At 74.7% G+C, this 20,117-nt stretch carries 15 protein-coding genes and 1 riboswitch; of the genes, 5 read left to right on the top strand and 10 right to left on the bottom strand.

All coding sequences use genetic code 11. The features are described 5' to 3' along the window. Positions 1–4: 4 nt before the first annotated feature. Positions 5–853 carry a hypothetical protein gene (locus tag NPS70_RS19745; protein WP_256525653.1) on the bottom strand — a complete coding sequence of 283 codons (849 nt, stop codon included), beginning with the start codon at positions 851–853 and terminating at the stop codon, positions 5–7. 483 nt (positions 854–1,336) lie between these two features. On the opposite strand from NPS70_RS19745, the gene sepH reads away from it, so the two are divergent. Continuing rightward, positions 1,337–2,377: a septation protein SepH gene (gene sepH / locus NPS70_RS19740; RefSeq protein WP_256525652.1), complete on the top strand. Its 1,041-nt coding sequence runs from the start codon at positions 1,337–1,339 to the stop codon at positions 2,375–2,377. Positions 2,378–2,447: 70 nt separating this feature from the next. Here the strand turns inward: sepH and NPS70_RS19735 are convergent, their stop codons facing one another. Beyond that, on the bottom strand, positions 2,448–3,278 hold the full coding sequence (locus NPS70_RS19735; protein WP_256525651.1) for a sulfurtransferase: 831 nt from the start codon (positions 3,276–3,278) through the stop codon (positions 2,448–2,450). A gap of 263 nt (positions 3,279–3,541) precedes the next feature. Between NPS70_RS19735 and NPS70_RS19730 the strand changes: the two genes are divergently transcribed. Next, the gene (locus tag NPS70_RS19730; protein ID WP_256525650.1) at positions 3,542–4,309 is read left to right on the top strand and encodes a VOC family protein; all 768 of its coding nucleotides are present in this window, start codon (positions 3,542–3,544) and stop codon (positions 4,307–4,309) included. Positions 4,310–4,886: 577 nt separating this feature from the next. Next, positions 4,887–5,813, top strand: coding sequence for a phosphorothioated DNA-binding restriction endonuclease (locus NPS70_RS19725; RefSeq protein ID WP_256525649.1), 927 nt, complete (start codon positions 4,887–4,889; stop codon positions 5,811–5,813). 40 nt (positions 5,814–5,853) lie between these two features. Here the strand turns inward: NPS70_RS19725 and NPS70_RS19720 are convergent, their stop codons facing one another. The 4 genes from NPS70_RS19720 to NPS70_RS19705 form a co-directional block, all read right to left on the bottom strand. Continuing rightward, positions 5,854–6,504 (bottom strand): thymidine kinase, encoded by a 651-nt coding sequence (locus NPS70_RS19720; protein ID WP_256525648.1) that lies wholly within the window; start codon positions 6,502–6,504, stop codon positions 5,854–5,856. A 63-nt stretch (positions 6,505–6,567) separates the two neighbouring features. Further along, a complete protein-coding gene (locus NPS70_RS19715) occupies positions 6,568–7,770 on the bottom strand; it encodes an alkaline phosphatase family protein (RefSeq protein WP_256525647.1) in 1,203 nt (400 codons plus the stop codon). Further along, positions 7,770–8,354 carry a DUF5998 family protein gene (locus tag NPS70_RS19710; RefSeq protein ID WP_256525646.1) on the bottom strand — a complete coding sequence of 195 codons (585 nt, stop codon included), beginning with the start codon at positions 8,352–8,354 and terminating at the stop codon, positions 7,770–7,772. Before NPS70_RS19710 ends, NPS70_RS19715 begins: the two co-directional genes overlap by 1 nt. A gap of 104 nt (positions 8,355–8,458) precedes the next feature. Next, positions 8,459–11,611 carry a GNAT family N-acetyltransferase gene (locus NPS70_RS19705; protein WP_256525645.1) on the bottom strand — a complete coding sequence of 1,051 codons (3,153 nt, stop codon included), beginning with the start codon at positions 11,609–11,611 and terminating at the stop codon, positions 8,459–8,461. Between the two features lie 162 nt (positions 11,612–11,773). Between NPS70_RS19705 and NPS70_RS19700 the strand changes: the two genes are divergently transcribed. Continuing rightward, positions 11,774–12,055, top strand: a complete 282-nt coding sequence (locus tag NPS70_RS19700) for an HPr family phosphocarrier protein (RefSeq protein ID WP_256525644.1) — start codon at positions 11,774–11,776, stop codon at positions 12,053–12,055. 308 nt (positions 12,056–12,363) lie between these two features. On the opposite strand, the gene NPS70_RS19695 is transcribed toward NPS70_RS19700, so the two are convergent. From NPS70_RS19695 to NPS70_RS19680, 4 genes are all read right to left on the bottom strand, one after another. After that, positions 12,364–13,041 carry a GntR family transcriptional regulator gene (locus NPS70_RS19695; RefSeq protein ID WP_256525643.1) on the bottom strand — a complete coding sequence of 226 codons (678 nt, stop codon included), beginning with the start codon at positions 13,039–13,041 and terminating at the stop codon, positions 12,364–12,366. Between the two features lie 402 nt (positions 13,042–13,443). After that, the gene (locus NPS70_RS19690) at positions 13,444–14,229 is read right to left on the bottom strand and encodes a M23 family metallopeptidase (RefSeq protein ID WP_256525642.1); all 786 of its coding nucleotides are present in this window, start codon (positions 14,227–14,229) and stop codon (positions 13,444–13,446) included. A gap of 12 nt (positions 14,230–14,241) precedes the next feature. Further along, positions 14,242–14,429: riboswitch (cyclic di-AMP (ydaO/yuaA leader) on the bottom strand. A gap of 219 nt (positions 14,430–14,648) precedes the next feature. Beyond that, the gene (locus tag NPS70_RS19685; protein ID WP_256525763.1) at positions 14,649–16,016 is read right to left on the bottom strand and encodes a pitrilysin family protein; all 1,368 of its coding nucleotides are present in this window, start codon (positions 16,014–16,016) and stop codon (positions 14,649–14,651) included. Positions 16,017–16,033: 17 nt separating this feature from the next. Next, positions 16,034–17,413 carry a pitrilysin family protein gene (locus NPS70_RS19680; protein WP_256525762.1) on the bottom strand — a complete coding sequence of 460 codons (1,380 nt, stop codon included), beginning with the start codon at positions 17,411–17,413 and terminating at the stop codon, positions 16,034–16,036. A 181-nt stretch (positions 17,414–17,594) separates the two neighbouring features. On the opposite strand from NPS70_RS19680, the gene NPS70_RS19675 reads away from it, so the two are divergent. Beyond that, the gene (locus tag NPS70_RS19675; RefSeq protein ID WP_256525640.1) at positions 17,595–20,045 is read left to right on the top strand and encodes a DNA topoisomerase (ATP-hydrolyzing) subunit A; all 2,451 of its coding nucleotides are present in this window, start codon (positions 17,595–17,597) and stop codon (positions 20,043–20,045) included. Positions 20,046–20,117: the final 72 nt, after the last annotated feature.

Genomic DNA, 20,117 nt, shown 5'->3' with positions numbered 1-20,117 from the left:
CGCCTCACCCGCCGGGGGACGGGGAGGCCGCGTCCCCGGGCCCGCCGGAGGGGGCGGGGTCCATGCCGCTGGGAGAGGGCTCCGGCTCGGTGGTGGGCGGCGGGGTGGTGGTGGGCGAGGGGGCGGTGTCGCCGTCCGCCTCCTCCTCGGGCTCTCCGGAAGGTGCGGGGGGCAGGTCCGGGTCCGCGCCGGGTCGGCCGGTGCCGTCCGGGGTCTCGCCGGATCCGCCGCCGGGCGGGGCCGGTGCGGAGGGACCGCCGGAGGGGGCGGGGTCCGTGCCGTCCTGCCGGGGGCCGGAGTGCCCGTCCGTCCCGCCGCCCCCGCGCAGGGCGGTGCCGACGGTGGTCCCGCTCCCCCCGCCGAGCTCCTGCCCGGCGGCGACTTCCCAGGCCGTGATGCCCGCCATGGTGACGCCGAAGACGACCGCGGCGGCGGCGACCGGGCGCTTCCACCCGCGCATCCGCGTCCCGTGGGTGCTCGGGGCCCCGAACCCGTCCGCCCCCGGATCCGCGGCGGTCCGCGGAGCGGCGGTCCGCACCTCCGCCGGAGGGCCGCCCTCCGGGCGGCGCGGACGCCGCCGCCCGGGGTCCGCGGCCACCCGGAGCTGTTCGCCGGTCCGGCTGAAGAGGTGCTGGAAGAGGGGGCCGCCGCAGGTCGCCACGATGCTGACGACGCCCGCCCCGACGATGGTCCCGTAGACGCCCAGCCGGGAGGCGAGCACGGCCGCCGCGACGGCGGCGAGCGCACTGCCCGCGACCTGGGGGACGCTCAGCTCGATGCGGCGCGGCGCCCCGGGGGGCCGCTCCCCCGGCTCGTCGCGGCGGTTCGCCCCGCTCTCTCCGGTGTGTCGCATCTCCATCCCCTGTTCGCCCCTCTGCCCTTCCTGCACCTTCTGATGACAGATGAGCGAAGCAGATGGTTCCGCTTGGGTTGGTTCTGTGAACCACACCACCCGGGGAACCGGGAGGCCGCGGGCAGACGTGCGCCACACGGAGGAAGTCGGGCGGCGCGGCAGTCCACCCTGATGGCCCGAATGGAGTACTGTGGCGAACCCTGGGCCTGAGCGTCTTGCGGCGTGCGGACCCAGGTTGGGGGCCGAAGGCGGCGCTCGATCCGGCGGCGCCGCGGCACCGCACGGGAATCTATCGCCCAGAGTGAGCAGTGGTGACTCTGAGTGGCTCAATAGACGACCGTGCCATACCGACGGTAACGGGCCTGTGCCCGACACGCCGGGCAACTCGGCAAGGTTGTGGCAGGCTGCACCCGGGCAGGCCACACTCGACTAGCGGAAGCAGCGACGCAGGTGACGTCGGCAGGCACCACCCGGGAGGTCCCCATGCCCGAACTGCGTGTCGTGGCCGTCTCCAACGACGGCACACGACTGGTGCTCAAGGCTGCGGACAGCACGGAATACACGCTTCCGATCGATGAGCGGCTGAGGGCGGCGGTACGCAACGACCGCGCCCGGCTCGGCCAGATCGAGATCGAGGTGGAGAGCCATCTCCGCCCCCGGGACATCCAGGCGCGGATACGGGCCGGTGCCTCCGCGGAGGAGGTGGCCCAGCTCGCCGGGATCCCCGTCGAGCGGGTGCGCCGTTTCGAGGGCCCCGTCCTGGCGGAGCGCGCCTTCATGGCCGAACGCGCCCGCAAGACCCCCGTACGGCGGCCGGGCGAGAACACCGGACCGCAGCTCGGCGAGGCGGTGCAGGAGCGGCTGCTGCTGCGCGGTGCGGACCGCGAGAGCGTCCAGTGGGACTCCTGGCGCCGGGACGACGGCACCTGGGAGGTCCTGCTCGTCTACCGGGTGGCCGGTGAGCCGCACGCCGCGAGCTGGACCTACGACCCTCCCCGGCGGCTCGTCCAGGCCGTGGACGACGAGGCGCGCTCCCTCATCGGGGAGACCGACGACTCCCTCGCCCAGGAGCCGAGCTTCCCGTTCGTGCCGCGGATCGCCCGGCTGCCCCGGGACCGGCCGCTGGACCGGGGCCCGGACCGGCCGGCCGAGCGCGGACCGTCCGCCGAACCGGAGGACGAGGGCGAGCGCGACTCCCTGACCAGCCTGCTGGAGGCCGTGCCCAGTTTCCGCGGGGACATGGTGGTGCCGGAGCGCCCCTCGGAGGAGCCGACGGCGATCGAACTCGAACCCGCGCAGGAGGACGAGGCGGACGAGGAGCAGGTCGCGCCCGCCGCCTCCGCCGGTGCCGGCTCCGCCTACGCGGACGTGCTGATGCCGCGCTCGGTGGCCGGGCACCGGGACCGCCTGACCGGGACGACGGACCGGCAGGCGGAGGCGGACGGCGTCCGGCCCGGCAGGCGGGCGGCGGTCCCGAGCTGGGACGAGATCGTCTTCGGCACCCGGCGCAAGAAGCAGGAGTGAGCGCCTCCCCGTCCGCGCAGCGGTGCGCGGACGGGGAGGCGGCCCCGGCCCCTGCCGAGGGGCCCCGCCGTCATGCCGGAGCGGCGCCCGTCGCCACCGGCCGGGCCGGATCCCGGGACCACTCGGACCAGGAGCCCGCGTACAGCGCCGGGACGAAACCGGCCAGTTCGAGTGCAATGGCCTGCTGTGCGGCCGACACGCCGGAGCCGCAGTACACCCCCACCGTCGCCGTGCCCTCCCCCGCTCCGAGCGCCGCGAAGCGGGCCGCCAGCCGCGCCGCCGGCAGAAAGCGCCCCGCGTCGTCCAGGTTCTCCCCGGTCGGCGCGGAGACCGCCCCCGGGATGTGCCCCGCGACGGCGTCGATCGGCTCGACCTCCCCCCGGTAGCGCTCCCCCGCACGCGCGTCCAGCAGCAGGCCCGTGCGAGCGCACTCCGCCGCACCGTCGGCGTCCAGCAGCGGGAGCGCGCCGGGGCGGGGCGTGAAGTCGCCCTCCGCGGGGACCGGGACGTCCTTCTCCAGGTCGCCCGTCCAGGCGGCCAGGCCGCCGTCGAGGACCCTGACGTCCGTGTGTCCCGACCAGCGCAGCAGCCACCACGCCCGGGCCGCGCCCCACCCCTTGTCCCCGTCGTAGACCACGACGGGGACGCTCGCGCGGACACCCGCCCGGCGCATCACCGCGCCGAAGGCCCCGGGGTCAGGCAGCGGGTGCCGGCCCCCCTCCCCGGGCGGCCCCGCGAGATCCGCGTCGAGGTCGACGAAGACGGCTCCCGGGATGTGCCCGGCCTCGTAGGCGGGTCGGCCGTGCGGGCCGCCCAGCTGGTAACGGACGTCGAGCAGCACCGGCGGCACGGGGCCGGCCAGCTCGGCGGCGAGATCGGCTGCGGAGACGATGGGTGTCATACCGCCATCCTGCCCCACCGCGCACCGGATTCCGGCCGTCCGGGGAGGGCCAGGATCCGCCGGAACGTTCCGTCGGCGTCGGGAACCCGCCAAACACGGCGCGGCCCGGGCGCCGGGCGCCCCCGGTGGTGGCACCATCTGCGCGGGCCCTGACGACCGGCGGCACCGGACCGGCGGCCGGGCCCGGGCGCACGACCTCCGCACAACGGCCCACGCGCCCGACCCTTGTACGGCCACCACGATGGTCCGAGGAGACGATGACGATGACCGAGGCGACTCGGCACACGCCCGGCGCACCCTGCTGGGTCAGTCTGATGGTGCACGACGTCGAGGCGACGCAGGACTTCTATGCCGCCCTGTTCGGCTGGGAGTTCGAACCGGGTCCCGGGCAACTGGGGCCGTACGTCCGCGCCGTACGCGACGGGCGGGAGGTGGCCGGCATCGGGCGGCTGCCCGCCGACCGGGACCTGCCGGTGGCCTGGACCCCGTACCTGTCCACCCCGGACGCGGGCGCCACCTCCGAGGCCGTGCGCAGTTGCGGCGGGACGGTGGGCGTCGGCCCGCTGGACGCGGGCCCGGCGGGGCGCCTGCTCATCGGCGCGGACCCGTCCGGGGCGGTGTTCGGCGCCTGGCAGCGGGCCACGCACCTGGGGGCGGCGGTGCACGGCGGCCCGGGGACGGCCGTGTGGCACGAACTCCTCACCTGGGACGCCGGGGTGGCCAAGTTCTACGAGATGGTCTTCGGGGTGGAGGCGCGGGCCACCGGGCCGGCGGGACGGGACCTGGTGACCCTCTTCGCCGACGGGCGGCGCGTGGCGTCGGTGCGCACGGCCGACCGTGCGCTGCTGCGCACCCGGGGACCGTCCTGGATGACCTGGTTCGAGGTGGAGGACGCCGCCGGGGCGGCCCGGCGGGCCGTGGAGCTCGGCGGCAGGATGGACACCCCGCCCGCCCGGGGCGCGGGAGGGGTGGAGGCCACCATCGCGGACCCGGAGGGCGCGGTCCTGTCGGTGGTCCAGCCGCGCACCTGAGCCCGCGGCGGACCGCGCGGCCGCGCCGAGGGGCCGCCGGACGCGGAGGCCGACCCCGCCCCCGCCCGATGGGACCGCGTCCGTGTGCCCGCACTGGCGGATGCCTCTGGGGCGGCCGCGGCCATGTGGGCTGCGGAAGGCGCCGGTGACGGGGACCGTCCGGTCCTGACCGAGACGCCCGCCCGCCGACACGGAGGAGTGGAGGCGGCCCGAGACGGTCGACGCAGGATCCGAGGCCGGCAGCCCGGGCCTCCGACCCTCCCCACGGGGCACGGCAGCGAGTCCGGGCCCCCGCGCGTCCGGCGCAGCTCCCCCCAAAGACGCGCGGCCAGTGCCCGGCACCTACGGAACCGCCGGGCCGGAGGGCGACTTCGGCTGCAGCCGGGTTCCGCTCGGGACCGCGAGGGGCGGCTGCGTGGCGGGCACCGGCCCCCGTCGCGTGCATGCCTCACGCCCAGGCACACGCACGACGGCTGGCGTCACGCCCCACGCGTAGCCGGCCCAGGAGCCTGCCCCGGGAGGGACTTTGCGACAATCACGGCGCAAGGCGAAGCGGCTTCGAATACGGGGGGGGTCCATGACGCGGGAAGAGCTGCTCAGCGCCCTGTCGTCGCTGCGGCGGGCGCAGACGGGTGGACGGCGAGCGCCGCACAAACCGCTTCTCGTGCTGTGGCTGCTCGGTCGGTTCGCCGAGTTCGGGAGCACTGCCGTCTCGTACGACGAGGCCGAGGAGCCGGTCAGTCGGCTGATCAACGACTTCGGGCCGGCCGTCACGAGCCCCTCGCGAGCACGGGAGCGGGCGGCGATGCCGTTCGTGCACCTGGAGCGCCGGGTGTGGGAGCTGCGGGACCGGGACGGACACGCCATCGGTCCCGACGCGCCGGAGCGGGGCAGCGCGCTGCGGGCCCAGGGGGCGCATGGCCGTCTTCGTCCCGATGTGGAGAAGCTGCTGGCCGAACCGGGCACACTGGGCGCGGCCGTGCGCCTCTTGCTGGAGCAGCATTTCACCCCCACGCTGGAGGGGCCCATCTGCGACGCCGTCGGGCTCGACCTCGCCCCCGGCCTCGACGACACGGCACACACGCCGGCCGAACGGAAGCGGCGCCGGCGTCGGGCCGGGTTCGCCGAGGAGGTGTTGCACGCCTACGCGTACGCCTGCGCGTTCTGCGGCTTCGACGGCGCCCTCGGCCGAAACCCCGTCGGCCTGGAGGCCGCGCACGTACGCTGGCACAGCCTGGACGGCCCCGACGAGGTGGACAACGGCCTGGCCCTGTGCTCCCTGCACCATGCCCTCTTCGACATCGGCGTCCTGGGCCTTCTGCCCGACCTGCACATCCAGGTCTCCGAGCTGTACGTGGCCCGCGGCCCGGCGGGCCGAGCCGTCGACGGCCTCCACGGGCAACCGGTGGCCGCCCCTCGCCCCGGACGGCCCACCGTCGACCCGCAGTTCGTTCTCTGGCACGGCCGCCAGGTCTTCAAACGCCCCGGCACACAGGCCGCGTAGCCTCAGCGGGCGGTCCGGCTACGGCCTGGTGAGGCGCAGGTCAGTGCGAGGTGACCGGCAGGACGTCGGGCGACAGTGCCGCCGCCCGCGAGGCCGCGCTCGTCATCCGCCTGCGGTGGTGGCGTCGGCACAGCACCTCGTACCCGACCTCCTCCGCGGCCCCGCCCACGTCTCCCACCACCACCTGCTCCCCGTCGACGACCATCTCCCCGCCCACCGTGCGGGCGTTGTGCGTGGCGCGGGCACCGCACCAGCACATCGCCTCGACCTGGAGCGTCTCGACCCGGTCGGCCAGTTCGATCAGGCGCTGGGAGCCCGGGAAGAGCTTGGTGCGGAAGTCGGTGGTGATGCCGAAGGCGAACACGTCGAGGTTCAGCTCGTCGACGATCCGGGCGAGCTGGTCGATCTGGTCGGGGACCAGGAACTGGGCCTCGTCCACGATGACGTAGTCGGTCTTGCCGCCGCGCGACATGAGGTCCACGACGAAGGCGTAGAGGTCCAGCGCGGGCGTCGCCTCGACGGCCTCGGTGACCAGGCCCAGCCGGGAGGACAGCTTGCCCGCGCCCGCCCGGTCGTCCCGGGTGAAGATCATGCCCTGAAGGCCCCGGGCCGAGCGGTTGTGCTCGATCTGGAGCGCGAGGGTGGACTTCCCGCAGTCCATCGTTCCGGAGAAGAACACCAGCTCGGGCATGAGGGGGCGACGGCCTTTCGGGTCGGCGGAGGGGGTGCGGCTGCGAGGGGGCGGGGCGGCGGGTCAGGTACGGACTTCGAGCAGGGGCACCAGCTGCTCGACAGGGGTCATCGAGCCGTGCATGCCGACCATCGCGGACTCGTGCGGCTCCGCCACCGAGGCGGTGATCACGACGTCCTCGCAGGCCGCGGCGACGACATCGCCGATGCGGCCGAGGACCCGGTCGTCCACGCGGGGGCCGAACCAGCCGGCGGCCACGGCCTCGTCCCGGCCCGCGACCCAGAACCGGTCGCCCAGCACCTCCTTCCAGACGGCCAGCACGTCCGCCTCGGCTCCGGGCACCGCGTACACATGGCGGGCACGCCCCTCACCGCCGAGCAGGGCCACCCCGGCACGCAGCTCCCAGTCCTCGTCGAAGTCGATCCGCGACTCCTCGTCGAAGGCGATGTCGATCATGCCGTGGTCCGCGGTGACGTACAGGGCGGAGCGCGGCGGCAGCTGCTCGGCCAGACGCTGCGCGAGCCGGTCCACGTACATCAGCTGGCCGCGCCAGGCGTCGGAGTCCACCCCGAAGCGGTGCCCCTTGCCGTCGACCTCGCTGTAGTAGGTGTAGACGAGGGAGCGGTCCCCCGCGGCGAGCTGCTCGGCCGCGAGATCCATCCGCTCCTCGCCGGTCAGCCGTCCGTGGAACGTTCCTCCGCTGAGCGCGACCCGGGTGAGCGGGGTGTGCTCGAAGGCGGGCGAGGACACCTGCGCCGTGTGGACGCCCGCCGCGTCGGCCAGCCGGAAGACCGTGGGGTGGGGCTGCCACGCGTGCGGGTCGGTCCACGGCTTCCAGCGGAGCTGGTTCATCAGCTCGCCCGTGTCGGGGTTGCGGGCCGTGTAGCCGGGCAGGCCGTGGCGGCCGGGTTCGGTGCCGGTGCCGACGGAGGCGAGCGAGGTGGCGGTCGTCGCCGGGAACCCGGCCGTGATCGGCCGTCCGGTGCCGCCCCGTGATCCGCCGAGCAGCGAGGTCAGGAACGGGGCCTCGTCGGGGTGGGACCTGATCTGCTCCCAGCCGAGGCCGTCGACGAGGAACACGCAGTTGCGGTCCGCGGGGGCCAGCTCCCGGATGCGCGGCTCGCAACCGGGTACCGACTGCCCCGCGGCGAGCGTCGGCAGGAGGTCCGCCAGGGATCCGGTGCCGTACTCGGGCACCGGGGCCCCGTCGAGCGGCAGCGGGGCGGGCTCGTCCGGCCAGAGTGCGCTGTGCGCGGGCTGGACCATCAGCGGGTGGCCGCCGTGGCCTCGGAGAGCGCCTGGGCGAAGGCGAGGGTCTGGCGGACCGTGTCGGGGCCGTCGCCGGCCTCGCTCACCCGCAGGCTCAGGTCGTCGGCGGTGGTGCTGCCGGTGTAGCCGTGGTCCGCCTCGCAGTTGGGGTCGCCGCAGGCGGCGGGTTCGAGGTCGATCCGGGAGACCGCGCCCCAGCCGATGGTCAGCACGACCTCGCGGGGCAGGGTGCCCGGGGTGTACGACTCGGGGTTGGAGACGACGCGGCTGACGACGACGGAGGAGATCCGGTCGAGCTTCACCGACTCCGTGGACGTGGTGGCGTACGGGGTGGGCGAGTCGGAGTCGGCGGCCTGCTCGTCGGTGTGGCTGACGATGAAGCGCTTGCCCGTGAGCACCAGGACGGTGACATGGCGGCGGACCTCGTTGGCGTCGAAGGTCGTCTCCTGGTGCACGAGGTACGAGGAGATCGCCTCCCCGCCGACGGCGGCCTCCACCGCCTCGGCCACGAGGGCCGGGTAGTAGCCGCTGCGCTCGATAGCCGCGCGCAGCCCCTGGGTCGTCGTGCCGGTCTTCGCCATGCCGTCCATCCTAAGGGGCCGGGCGGACCCCGTCGGCGCCCCGCCGGATCCCGCGGCCCGGGGCCGCCGGGTGCGGGCGGACGGCAGGCCGGGGCCCCGTGGCGTCAGTAGCTGGGAAGCCTGCGCGGCCCCAGGTCGGTGCGGGCGGGCGGCGGCGCCAGCCGGACGGAGGCGTCGAGCACCGACAGGCCGTGCGGTGACACGACGACCGGTTCCAGGGAGACGGACACGATCTCCGGGTGGTCGTCGACCAGCCGCGACACCCGCAGCAGGAGTTCCTCCAGGGCGGCCGTGTCCACGGGGGCCGCACCCCGCCAGCCGAACAGCAGGGGGGCGGTGCGGATGCTGCGGATCTGCTCGGCCGCGTCGCGGTCGGTCACCGGGACCAGCCGGTGGGCCGTGTCGCCGAGGAGTTCGGAGGGAGCCCCGGCGAGGCCGAAGGACAGCACGGAGCCCACGGCCGGGTCGATGGCGGCCCGCACGACGGTGTCCACGCCGCGCGGCACCATGGCCTGGACGACGGGCTGGAGCTCGGCCGCCCGGCCGAGTGCGTCGGTCAGCTCCTCGTACGCCTGGCGCAGCTGCCCCTCGTCGGCGAGGTCCAGGCGCACCCCGCCGAGGTCGGCGCGGTGCCGCAGGTGCGGCGCGGTGGTCTTCAGGGCCACCGGGTAGCCGAGGCGGGCGGCGGCGTCGGCGGCCGAGTCGGGGTCGGAGGCGGGCAGGGCGTGCCGCACGGCGATGCCGTAGTGGGCGAGCAGCGCCCGGGCGTCCGCGGGGGCGAGGCTGAAGCCGCGGTGGTCGCCCTCCCGGCCGAGCAGCTCCTCGATCAGTGCGGCCGCGGCGCCCTCGTCGACGTCCTCGTACTCGGGGACGCGCCCCGGCTCGGCGGCCTGGCGGCGCCACTCGGCGTACCGGGCGGCCTCGGCCAGGGCGCGCACCGCGCGCTCGGCGGCGGGGTAGGCCGGGATCCGCCACACGGTGGGGGCGTATCCGGGGACGGCGGGGCGGGGGGCGTCCGGGGGGCGCTGCGCGTCCTGCGGGCTCCGGGCGCTCCCCGTGTCCGCCGCGCGCGGGGCCGTGCCGTCCCCGTCGGCCGGGCGGGAGGCCGCGGTGTCCGGAGCGGGCGCCCGGCGGTCGGTGCGCAGGCGGCCGAGCCAGGAGCGGGCGCCGAGCGGACGGTGGCGCGGGGGCGCTCCGCCGGTGCCGCTCTCCCGGCCGGCCGCCGGTCCGCCGTCGCCCTCGCCGTGGCCGTCGCCTCCGGCGGGTGGCCCGGCGGCCGGGCGGTGCTCGGGAGCGGCGGGGCGGCCGACGGGGGCGGACGCCTCCGGTCCTGCGCCGTCTGAGGGCGCCGCGGGCTCCGGCCGGGTGCGCGGCCTGGTGCGGGTGGCCGCCGACAGGGCGTCGGCCAGGGCCCCCATCTCCACATGGACCACGGCGACGGGCTTGGCCGGGCCCGCGGCCGCCGCGTCGGTCAGTGCTTCCGCCAGGACCTCGCCGTCGCCGGATCCGCCCTCGCCGGGCTCGGCGGCACCGGGCTCCTCCACCCAGGGGATGGCGGTGACGATGACCGCGTCGCAGGCGCCGTCGTCGAGGGCGGTCGCGAGGGCGGCGCGGAAGTCGGCCGGGGTCGCCGAGGTGGTGAGGTCGACGGGCGGCAGGGGGCGCAGGCCCTCGGTGAGGCAGGCGTCGTAGGCGAGCAGGCCCAGCGACTCGGAGTTGCCGAGGATCGCCACCCTCGGTCCGGCGGGCAGCGGCTGGCCCGCGAGCAGCAGCCCCGCGTCCACGAGTTCGGTCACCGTGTCGACGCGGATGACGCCCGCCTGGCGCAGCAGGGCGCCGACCGTGGCGTCCGGGATCCGGGTCGCGGGGACGGCGTGGCCGGGCGGCGCGCTCCCGGTGTGCCGCGCGCCCTTGACCGCGACCACCGGCTTGACCGCGGCCGTGCGGCGGGCGAGCCGGGTGAACTTGCGGGGGTTGCCGATCGACTCCAGGTAGAGGAGGACCACGTCGGTCCCGGGGTCCTCGTGCCAGTACTGGAGGAAGTCGTTGCCGGAGACGTCCGCGCGGTTGCCCGCGGAGATGAACGAGGACAGCCCCGCACCGCGCCGGTGCAGGCCGGCGAGCAGCGCGATGCCGATCGCACCGGACTGGGTGAAGAGGCCGATCCGCCCCGGGGCGGGCGACCGGGGGGCCAGCGAGGCGTTGAGGCGGACCTCCTCGGCGGTGTTGATGATCCCGAAGGCGTTGGGGCCGATGATCCTCATGCCGTACGAGCGGGCCTGGCGCACGAGTTCGCGCTGGCGTTCCCGCCCTTCGGCGCCGCTCTCGGCGTATCCCGCGCTGAGCACCACCAGCCCCTGGGCGCCGTGCTCACCGCAGTCGGCGACCGCCTCGGGGACGCGCTCCGCGGGGACGGCGACGACCGCGAGGTCCACCGGCTCGCCGATCTCGCCCAGCGACCGGACCGCGGCGACGCCGTCGACCGTGCGCAGGTCCTCGGGGTAGGCACGGTTGACGGCGTGGAGGCGGCCGGTGAAGCCGGAGGCCAGCAGGTTGCCCAGCGTGGTCCGGCCCACGCCGCCGGGGCGGCGGCCGACGCCGACCACGGCAACCGAGCGGGGGGCGAGCAGCCGCTGCACGGAGCGCGCCTCGGCGCGCAGCTCGCGGCCGCGCTGGACCGCGAGGGACTTCGCGGTCGGTTCCAGGTCGAGGGTGAGATGGACGGAGCCGTCCTCGAAGCTGCGCCGCTGGGTGTAGCCCGCGTCCCGGAAGACCTTGATCATCTTGGTGTTGGCGGGCAGGACCTCGGCCGTGAAGCGGCGGATGTCCCGCTCCCGGGCGACGGCGGCGATGTGCTCCAGGAGCGCGGAGGCCACCCCCCGGCCCTGGTGGGCGTCCTGGACCAGGAAGGCGACCTCGGCCGAGTCGGCCGGGTACGCGGCCGGGCGGCCCCGCTCGTCGACGCGGTCGTAGCGGACCGTCGCGATGAACTCGTCCCCCGCGGTCATGGCCAGGCCCACCCGGTCCACGTAGTCGTGGTGGGTGAAGCGGTGCACGTCCCTGTCGGAGAGGCGGGGATAGGGGGCGAAGAAGCGGTAGTACTTCGACTCGTCGGAGACCTGCTCGTAGAAGCTGACGAGCCGGTCGGCGTCGGCGGGGGTGATGGGCCTGATGCGGGCCGTCCCGCCGTCGCGCAGCACGACGTCGGCTTCCCAGTGGTCGGGGTAGGCGTGCTCCGGCTCGCTCCGCGTGGGCATGGGCCAAGCGTACGGCGGTACCTGCGCTCGCGTACCGGGGCGGCCGAGGGCAGGCTGAGGCCCGTCCGCCCCTTGACCGGGAGGGCTTCCGCCCCGGCGGGAGCACGGCGGGGCGTATGCCACACTGGTCTAGACAACCCGTAGCACTCGAAGGGCAACACCATGGCTGAGCGTCGCGTCAATGTCGGCTGGGCCGAGGGCCTCCACGCCCGCCCCGCGTCCATCTTCGTCCGTGCCGCCACGGCCTCCGGGGTCGCCGTGACCATCGCCAAGGCGGACGGCGCCCCGGTCAACGCCGCCTCGATGCTGGCCGTGCTGGGGCTCGGCGCCAAGGGCGGCGAGGAGATCGTGCTCGCCTCCGAGGCCGCCGACGCCGACGCCGCGCTCGACCGCCTGGCCAGGCTGGTCGCCGAGGGCCTCGACGAGCTGCCCGAGACGGTCTGACCGCAGCGGGCGGCCCAGGCGGCCGTCCGCACGTCCGCGCCCGGTGAGCCGCGGCATCCGGGAGGGTGCCGCGGCTCACCTCCGGTCCGGGTCCGGTCCGGGCCCGCGCGCGGTGCGCACACCGCCGACGCAGGTACCGGTCGGCCACCGCACGCGGCCCCGCAATTCCGCGGATGAATTCCCCCTCGACCCACGGGCAGCGAATTCACGCAAAGCCACGCACCGGACGCGACGGAAATGCACGCAATTCCCGGAGGGCATCACGAGGAAGCTCCTCGGCCGCCACCCCTTTGTATACGGACCTGGTGTTACGTGCGGACGCGTTCGGTGTTTACGGAATGTTGCGAAGTCCTCACGGGCTCCGTGCGGCGGAGCCGGTGGGCCGCGGCGGACCGCTGCGCGTGCAGGGCGGTCAGGGCGCGGGCGCGCTCCGCGTCGCCCCGGGCGACCGCGTCCACGATGGCGCCGTGCTCCACCCACTCCTCGACCGGTGCCGCCGCGGGCTCGACCGCGTACATCCACGCCACCTTGTGGCGCAACTGGGTCAGCAGGGCGATCAGCCCGGGGCTGGCGCTGGCCTGGGCGAGCGTCTCGTGGAACCAGGACCCGAGGGACCTGAGGTCCTCGTCCTGACCACGCCGGGCGCGGTCCTGCCCCAGCCGGACCAGGCCCCGCAGCACCCTCAGGTGCCCCTCGCTGCGCCGCTGGGCCGCGCGGGCCGCCCCGAGGGGCTCCAGCAGGGTCCGGACCTCCAGCAGGTCGGCGGCCTCCTGCTCGGTGGGCTCGCAGACATGCGCCCCGGCGTGCCGCCGGGTCACCACGAACCCCTCGGACTCAAGGGTCCGCAGGGCCTCGCGGACGGGGACGCGGGAGACGCCGTAGCGACGCGCGAGCTGCTCCTCGGTCAGGCGGCTGCCGCGCCGGAAGACGCCGGAGACGATGTCGTCGCGAATAGCCGTGCATACAGAGTGCGCGGGAATGCGCATGACCGAACCTCCGCCGTATCCGCACGAAACCAGCGCCGGCCGACGCGGGTCCCGTGACTCTATTCCAGTCGGCAGGGTTTTCCGAAGGGCGCCCGGAATCCACACATAATCTTCCGGCCTTTTGGCCGGAATCGGTGGAACAGTCGGCCGCGGCGGCGGATGTCCTCCCGGCGAGGGACGGGAGGGCTCCTCCCGGCGGCAGCCCACCGGACGGTGAGGGCCAGGGGCGGGACGCGCCCGAGGGGCTCGGGTGGCGGCAGGGCCACGGGTGAGGGCAGGTCACCCGATCCGGCCCGGGCCGCCGCCGCGGAAGGGCCGCCCGGGGGTGGACCGCCCGGCCCCCGGGAAGGGGACGGCGGCCCGGTGCGGGCGGCCCTCCCCGATCGGGTGGGCCGCCGAGGCTCAGACGCCGACGCCGTGGGAGCGGAGGTAGGCGACGGGGTCGATGTCGGAGCCGTACTCCGCCGTCGTCCGCGCCTCGAAGTGCAGGTGCGGGCCGGTGGAGTTGCCGGTGGAGCCGGAGAGGCCGATCTGCTGGCCCGGCGCGACCTGCTGACCCACCCCGACACCGATGGAGGACAGGTGCCCGTACTGGGTGAAGGTGCCGTCGTTCATCCGGATCACCACGTTGTTGCCGTACGCGCCGCCCCAGCCGGCCTCGACGACGGTGCCGGCGCCGACGGCGACCACGGAGCTGCCCATCGGAGCCCGGAAGTCGACACCGGAGTGGCTGCCCGAGGACCACAGGGCGCCACCGGCCTTGTAGCCGGTGGTCACATGGGAGCCCGCCACCGGGAGGCGGTAGGCGTTCAGCCGCTTGCGCTCGGCCTCGCGGGCTGCGCGCTCCTCGGCCTCGCGCAGCTCCCTGGCGCGCTCCTCGGCCCTGCGCTCGGCCTCGGCCCGGGCCTTGGCGGCGGCGCGCTGCTTCGCGGCGGCCTCCTCGGCGGCCTCGCGCTGCGCGGCGGCCTGGTCGGCTATCTCGTCGGCGAGCGAGGTCTCCACGGAGATGACCTGCGTCAGACCGGTGTCCTCGGAAGCGGCGGCCAGGGGCTCGGCCGCCAGGGCCGGGGAGGCGAGGCCGCCCACGACGCCGGTGGTGGCGAGCGTGGCGGCACCGGCGAGGCTCGCGGTCCTGCGCGTCAGGCGGCTCGGGGCACGATGCTTCCCGGTGGCACGGGTGAATGCCATGGAGAGGCGGATCCTTTCCTTCCGTCTCGCCTACCGGGTTAGCTGACGGGTTCGGAGCAGGAAGGTCTCCTACGGGCGCCTCCGCGGGCGAAGGCCCCCGATTCACCCCAGGGGAAACGCTCCGCCGCCCTCCACGGGCGGGGAGTTGGGTCCCCGGCTCCCCGGGCTCACACCCTGCGGGGACTCGGCGATGACTGTCCGGTGCCGCCGGTGCGGCAGGTTCGGGGCGGACAGCCGGACCGACGCTAGGCAGTCGGAGGGCCCATCACCAAACGGACAAGGGCTTTTGTCATACACGCCACATGACATAACACCACTTACACCGACGAGGGACATCAATCGCCCATTCAGGACATAGGGGACGGGTCCTCGGGTCCGAGCAGGTACCCGAGGACCCGTCCCCTGTACGTGGGCGGGAATCAGCCCGCGACCACCGTCACCTCTCCGATCCCCAGGGCCTCCACCGGCTCCCGGATCGCGGCGGCGTCACCGACGAGCACGGTGACCAGGCGGTCGACCGGGAAGGCTCCGACCGCGGCCGCGGTCGCCTCCACGGTTCCCGTCCCCGCGAGCCGCGCGTACAGCCTTGCCTGGTAGTCGTCGGGCAGGAACTGCTCCACCTGGTCCGCGAGGGTGGCCGCGACGGAGGCGGCCGTCTCGTACTTCAGCGGCGCGACACCGACGAGGTTCTGCACGGCCACGTCCCGCTCGGCGTCCGTCAGCCCCTCGGAGGCGAGCCTGCGCAACACCTTCCACAGGTCGTCCAGGGCCGGGCCCGTGTTGGGCGTGTCCACGGACCCGCTGATCGCCAGCAGGGATGCCCCGGAGCCGTCCGGCGCGGAGCGCTGCACCTGCCCGAAGGCGCGCACCCCGTAGGTGTAGCCCTTCTCCTCGCGCAGGACCCGGTCCAGGCGGGAGGTCAGGGTGCCGCCGAGGCAGTAGATGCCGAGCACCTGCGCCGCCCAAACGCTGTCGTGGCGGTCGGGGCCGACGCGCCCGATCAGCAGCTGGGTCTGCACCGCCCCGGGCCGGTCCACGATCACCACACGGCCGGTGTCGTCGGCGGTGGCCGCGGGGACGGGGCGCTGCGCCGCCTTGTCCCCCGTCCAGGCGCCGAGGGTCCCGGCGAGCACGGCGTCCACGTCGAGACCCGAGAGGTCGCCGACGACCACGGCCGTGGCGGTGGCGGGCCGGACATGGGCCTCGTAGAAGGCCCGCACCGCGGCCGCGTCGATCCGCGACACGGTCTGCTGGGTGCCCTGCCGGGGGCGGGAGATGCGCAGCGCCGCCGGGAACAGCTCGGCGGAGAGCTGCTTGGCCGCACGGCGGGCCGGGTTGGCCATCTCGTGGGGGATCTCGTCCAGGCGGTTGCGGACCAGGCGGTCGACCTCGCCGGGGTCGAAGGCCGGGGCGCGCAGGGCGTCGGCCAGCAGCCCGAGCGCCTTGGGCAGCCGGGAGGCGGGCACCTCCAGGGAGACCCGCACACCGGGATGGTCGGCCATCGAGTCGAGTGTGGCGCCGCAGCGCTCCAGCTCGGCGGCGAACTCCTCGGCGCTGTGGCGGTCGGTGCCCTCGGAGAGCGCCCGGGCCATGATCGTGGCGACGCCGTCGAGTCCCTCCGGCTCAGCGTCCAGCGGCGCGTCGAGCAGTACCTCGACCGCCACGACCTGCTGCCCGGGACGGTCGCAGCGCAGCACCGTCAGGCCGTTGTCCAGGGTGCCCCGCTCGGGGGCGGGGAACGCCCAGGGCCGGGGCTCCCCGGCGGTGGGCTGCGGGTGGAAGTCCATGGTCACGGCAGCGTCGCTCACTGGTCGGCCCCCTCGGTCGCAACGTTCTGTGCGGGCTCGTCGGTCTCTGCGGAGTTCTCTGCCGCCTCGTCGGCGGCCAGCGGCTCGTAGACCAGCACCGCCCGGTTGTCCGGGCGCAGCCTGGCCTTGGCGACCGCCTGCACCTCCTCCGCGCTGACGTCCAGCACCCGCTGCACGGCGGTGAGGGCCAGCTGCGGGTCCCCGAAGAGCACGGCGTAGCGGCACAGCTCGTCGGCGCGGCCGGCGACGGTGCCCAGCCTGTCCAGCCACTCGCGTTCCAGCTGGGCCTGGGCGCGCTCCATCTCCTCCGGGGTCGGCCCCTCGGCCGCGAAGCGGGCGAGCTCCTCGTCGACGGCGGCCTCGATCCGCGGGACCTCCACACCGGCCGAGGTCTTCACGTCGAGCCAGCCGAGCGAGGGGGCGCCGGCCAGGCGGAGCATGCCGAACCCGGCGGCCACGGCCGTCTGGTCGCGGCGCACCAGCCGGTTGTGCAGGCGGGACGACTCGCCGCCGCCGAGCACGGTGAGGGCCAGGTCGGCCGCGTCGCACGCGCGGGTGCCGTCGTGCGGAAGGCGGTAGGCGGCCATCAGCGCGCGCGCCGGGACCTCCTCGACGACCTCCTCGCGCAACTGCGCGCCGATGACGTCCGGCAGGGAGCCGTCGCGCGGCGGGTGCTTGCCGTCGTGTCCGGGGATCGACCCGAAGTACTTCTCGACCCACGCCAGGGTCCGCTCGGGGTCGATGTCCCCGACGATCGACAGCACCGCGTTGTTCGGGGCGTAGTAGGTGCGGAAGAAGGCCCGGGCGTCCTCCAGGGTCGCCGCGTCCAGGTCCGCCATCGAGCCGATCGGGGTGTGGTGGTAGGGGTGGCCCTCGGGATAGGCCAGGGCCGTCAGGCGCTCGAAGGCCGTGCCGTAGGGAACGTTGTCGTAGCGCTGGCGGCGCTCGTTCTTGACGACGTCGCGCTGGTTCTCCATGGACTCGTCGTCGAGCGCGGCGAGCAGCGAGCCCATGCGGTCGGCCTCCAGCCAGAGGGCGAGCTCCAGCTGGTGCGCGGGCATGGTCTCGAAGTAGTTGGTCCGCTCGAAGCTCGTGGTGCCGTTGAGGGAACCGCCGGCCCCCTGGACGAGCTCGAAGTGGCCGTTGCCCTTCACCTGCGCCGAGCCCTGGAACATGAGGTGCTCGAAGAGGTGCGCCAGCCCGGTGCGCCCCTCGACCTCGTGGCGGGAGCCCACGTCGTACCAGAGGCACACCGCGGCGACCGGGGTCAGGTGGTCCTCGGAGAGCACCACGCGCAGGCCGTTGGCCAGCCGATGCTCGGTCGCTGTCAGGCCGCCGGAGCCGGCCTGGCCTGTGGCCGTGTGACCCATGGGCATGTACGTCCCTTCGATCGCGATGTGAAAGAGTCCTGCCACCCTATGCAAGCGCACCAGCGGGTGGCGAAGTTCCCGTCCGGCCTCCGCGTCCCTCTTCCGGGTCGTGAGGGCGTTGTCGGCGGGACGGTCCACAATGGTGCGCGTCGGATCCAGACTGGTACGTGAAGGAGCAGCAGCCGCGATGGCCCGCCGCAGCACGAAGACCCCACCGCCGGAGGCGTTCGAGGAGAGGATCCTCGACATCGACGTCGTGGACGAAATGCAGGGCTCCTTCCTCGAGTACGCGTACTCGGTGATCTACTCACGGGCACTGCCGGACGCGCGGGACGGCATGAAGCCGGTGCACCGCCGCATCGTCTACCAGATGAACGAGATGGGCCTGCGCCCCGACCGCGGGTACGTGAAGTGCGCGCGGGTCGTCGGCGAGGTCATGGGCAAGCTGCACCCGCACGGCGACGCCTCTATCTACGACGCCCTGGTGCGCATGGCGCAGCCGTTCTCCATGCGCCTTCCCCTGGTCGACGGCCACGGCAACTTCGGCTCCCTCGGGAACGACGACCCGCCCGCGGCGATGCGCTACACCGAGTGCCGGATGGCCGACGCCACTGGGCTGATGACGGAGTCGATCGACGAGGACACGGTCGACTTCCAGTCCAACTACGACGGCCAGGAGCGGGAGCCCGTCGCCCTGCCCGCGGCGTATCCGAACCTGCTGGTGAACGGGGCCTCGGGCATCGCCGTCGGCATGGCGACGAACATGCCGCCCCACAACCTCTCCGAGGTCGTCGCCGCTGCGCGGCACCTGATCCGGCACCCGAACGCCGACCTTGAGACGCTGATGCGCCATGTGCCGGGCCCCGACCTGCCCACCGGCGGCCGGATCGTCGGCCTGAACGGCATCAGGGACGCCTACGAGACGGGCCGCGGGACCTTCAAGATCCGGGCCACGGTCTCCGTGGAGACGGTCTCGGCCCGCCGCAAGGGCCTGGTGGTGACGGAACTCCCCTTCACCGTCGGCCCGGAGAAGGTCGTCGCCAAGATCAAGGACCTGGTCGGCTCGAAGAAGCTCCAGGGGATCGCCGACGTCAAGGACCTCACCGACCGCGAGCACGGCCTGCGCCTGGTCATCGAGGTCAAGAACGGCTTCATCCCGGAGGCCGTGCTGGAGCAGCTCTACAAGCTGACGCCGATGGAGGAGTCCTTCGGCATCAACAACGTCGCCCTGGTCGACGGCCAGCCGCTCACGCTGGGGCTGAAGGAGCTGCTGGAGGTCTACCTGGACCACCGCTTCGACGTGGTGCGCCGGCGCAGCGAGTTCCGCCGCGGCAAGCGGCGGGACCGGCTGCACCTGGTGGAGGGCCTGCTGGTCGCGCTGGTCGACATCGACGAGGTCATCCGGCTGATCCGCTCCAGCGAGAACTCGGCGCAGGCCAAGGAGCGGCTGATCGAGCGCTTCTCGCTCAGCGAGGTCCAGACGCAGTACATCCTGGACACGCCGCTGCGCCGCCTGACGAAGTTCGACCGCATCGAGCTGGAGGGCGAGCGGGACCGGCTCACCTCCGAGATCGAGGAGCTGACCCGGATCCTGGACTCGGACGCCGAGCTGCGCAAGCTGGTCTCGTCCGAACTGGCCTCGGTGGCGAAGAAGTTCGGCACCCCGCGCCGCACCGTTCTGCTGGAGTCGGCGGGGGCCCCCGCCCCGGCGGCCTCGCTCCAGGTCGCGGACGACCCCTGCCGGGTGCTGCTGTCCTCCACCGGCCTGCTCGCCCGGACGGCCACCGCCGAGCCCCTGGCGGTCGGGGAGGGCAGGCGGTCCAAGCACGACGTGGTCGTCTCCGCCGTCCTCGCGACGCAGCGCGGCGAGGTGGGCGCGGTGACGTCCACGGGGCGCCTGCTGCGCGTGCCGGTGATCGACCTGCCGCAGCTGCCGGACACGGCCGCCGGGCCGAACCTGGCGGGCGGCGCCCCGCTGGCGGAGTTCCTGTCGCTGGAGGCGGACGAGGACGTCGTCTGCCTCACCACACTCGACGAGTCCTCCCCCGGGCTCGCCCTCGGGACCCTCCAGGGCGTGGTCAAGCGGGTGGTGCCGGACTATCCCTCGAACAAGGACGAGCTGGAGGTCATCGCCCTCCGCGACGGCGACCGGATCGTCGGCGGCACCGAGCTGCGCACGGGCGAGGAGGACCTGGTGTTCATCGCCTCCGACGCCCAGCTGCTGCGCTACCCGGCCTCCCAGGTGCGGCCGCAGGGCCGGGCCGCGGGCGGTATGGCGGGCATCAAGCTGGCCCAGGGCTCCTCGGTGGTGTCCTTCACCGCGGTCGACCCGGGCTCGGACGCGGTGGTGTTCACCGTGGCCGGCTCGCAGGGGACCCTGGACGACGGGCCCACCACGGCCAAGCTGACCCCGTTCGACCAGTACCCGCGCAAGGGCCGCGCCACCGGTGGTGTGCGGTGCCAGCGGTTCCTGAAGGGGGAGGACCTGCTGGTGCTGGCCTGGGCGGGTGCCGCACCGGCGCGTGCCGCCCAGAAGAACGGCTCCCCGGCACAGCTGCCCGAGCCCGATCCACGCCGCGACGGCTCGGGCACGCCGCTGACGTCCCCCGTGGCCGTGGTGGCGGGCCCGGCGGGCTGACGGCCCACTCCGCACGGGGCCGGGGGGCGCCGTGCCCGCCCGGCCCGGGCGTGCGGGGGCCGGGCTCCCGGG

Origin of the sequence: Streptomyces sp. C10-9-1 (genome assembly GCF_024497955.1) — a bacterium.
GTDB classification, from domain to species: domain Bacteria; phylum Actinomycetota; class Actinomycetes; order Streptomycetales; family Streptomycetaceae; genus Streptomyces; species Streptomyces sanyensis.
This window is presented reverse-complemented; position numbering and strand designations above follow the sequence as displayed.

Bases quoted from the DNA above. Each gene is read 5' to 3' on its own strand.
- NPS70_RS19705 (WP_256525645.1), bottom strand. From the start codon at position 11,611: ATGCCCACGCGGAGCGAGCCGGAGCACGCCTACCCCGACCACTGGGAA.
- NPS70_RS19710 (WP_256525646.1), bottom strand. From the start codon at position 8,354: ATGGCGAAGACCGGCACGACGACCCAGGGGCTGCGCGCGGCTATCGAG.
- NPS70_RS19725 (WP_256525649.1), top strand. From the start codon at position 4,887: ATGACGCGGGAAGAGCTGCTCAGCGCCCTGTCGTCGCTGCGGCGGGCG.
- NPS70_RS19720 (WP_256525648.1), bottom strand. From the start codon at position 6,504: ATGCCCGAGCTGGTGTTCTTCTCCGGAACGATGGACTGCGGGAAGTCC.
- NPS70_RS19675 (WP_256525640.1), top strand. From the start codon at position 17,595: ATGGCCCGCCGCAGCACGAAGACCCCACCGCCGGAGGCGTTCGAGGAG.
- NPS70_RS19700 (WP_256525644.1), top strand. From the start codon at position 11,774: ATGGCTGAGCGTCGCGTCAATGTCGGCTGGGCCGAGGGCCTCCACGCC.
- NPS70_RS19695 (WP_256525643.1), bottom strand. From the start codon at position 13,041: ATGCGCATTCCCGCGCACTCTGTATGCACGGCTATTCGCGACGACATC.
- NPS70_RS19745 (WP_256525653.1), bottom strand. From the start codon at position 853: ATGCGACACACCGGAGAGAGCGGGGCGAACCGCCGCGACGAGCCGGGG.
- sepH (WP_256525652.1), top strand. From the start codon at position 1,337: ATGCCCGAACTGCGTGTCGTGGCCGTCTCCAACGACGGCACACGACTG.
- NPS70_RS19685 (WP_256525763.1), bottom strand. From the start codon at position 16,016: ATGGACTTCCACCCGCAGCCCACCGCCGGGGAGCCCCGGCCCTGGGCG.
- NPS70_RS19730 (WP_256525650.1), top strand. From the start codon at position 3,542: ATGACCGAGGCGACTCGGCACACGCCCGGCGCACCCTGCTGGGTCAGT.
- NPS70_RS19690 (WP_256525642.1), bottom strand. From the start codon at position 14,229: ATGGCATTCACCCGTGCCACCGGGAAGCATCGTGCCCCGAGCCGCCTG.
- NPS70_RS19715 (WP_256525647.1), bottom strand. From the start codon at position 7,770: ATGGTCCAGCCCGCGCACAGCGCACTCTGGCCGGACGAGCCCGCCCCG.
- NPS70_RS19735 (WP_256525651.1), bottom strand. From the start codon at position 3,278: ATGACACCCATCGTCTCCGCAGCCGATCTCGCCGCCGAGCTGGCCGGC.
- NPS70_RS19680 (WP_256525762.1), bottom strand. From the start codon at position 17,413: ATGCCCATGGGTCACACGGCCACAGGCCAGGCCGGCTCCGGCGGCCTG.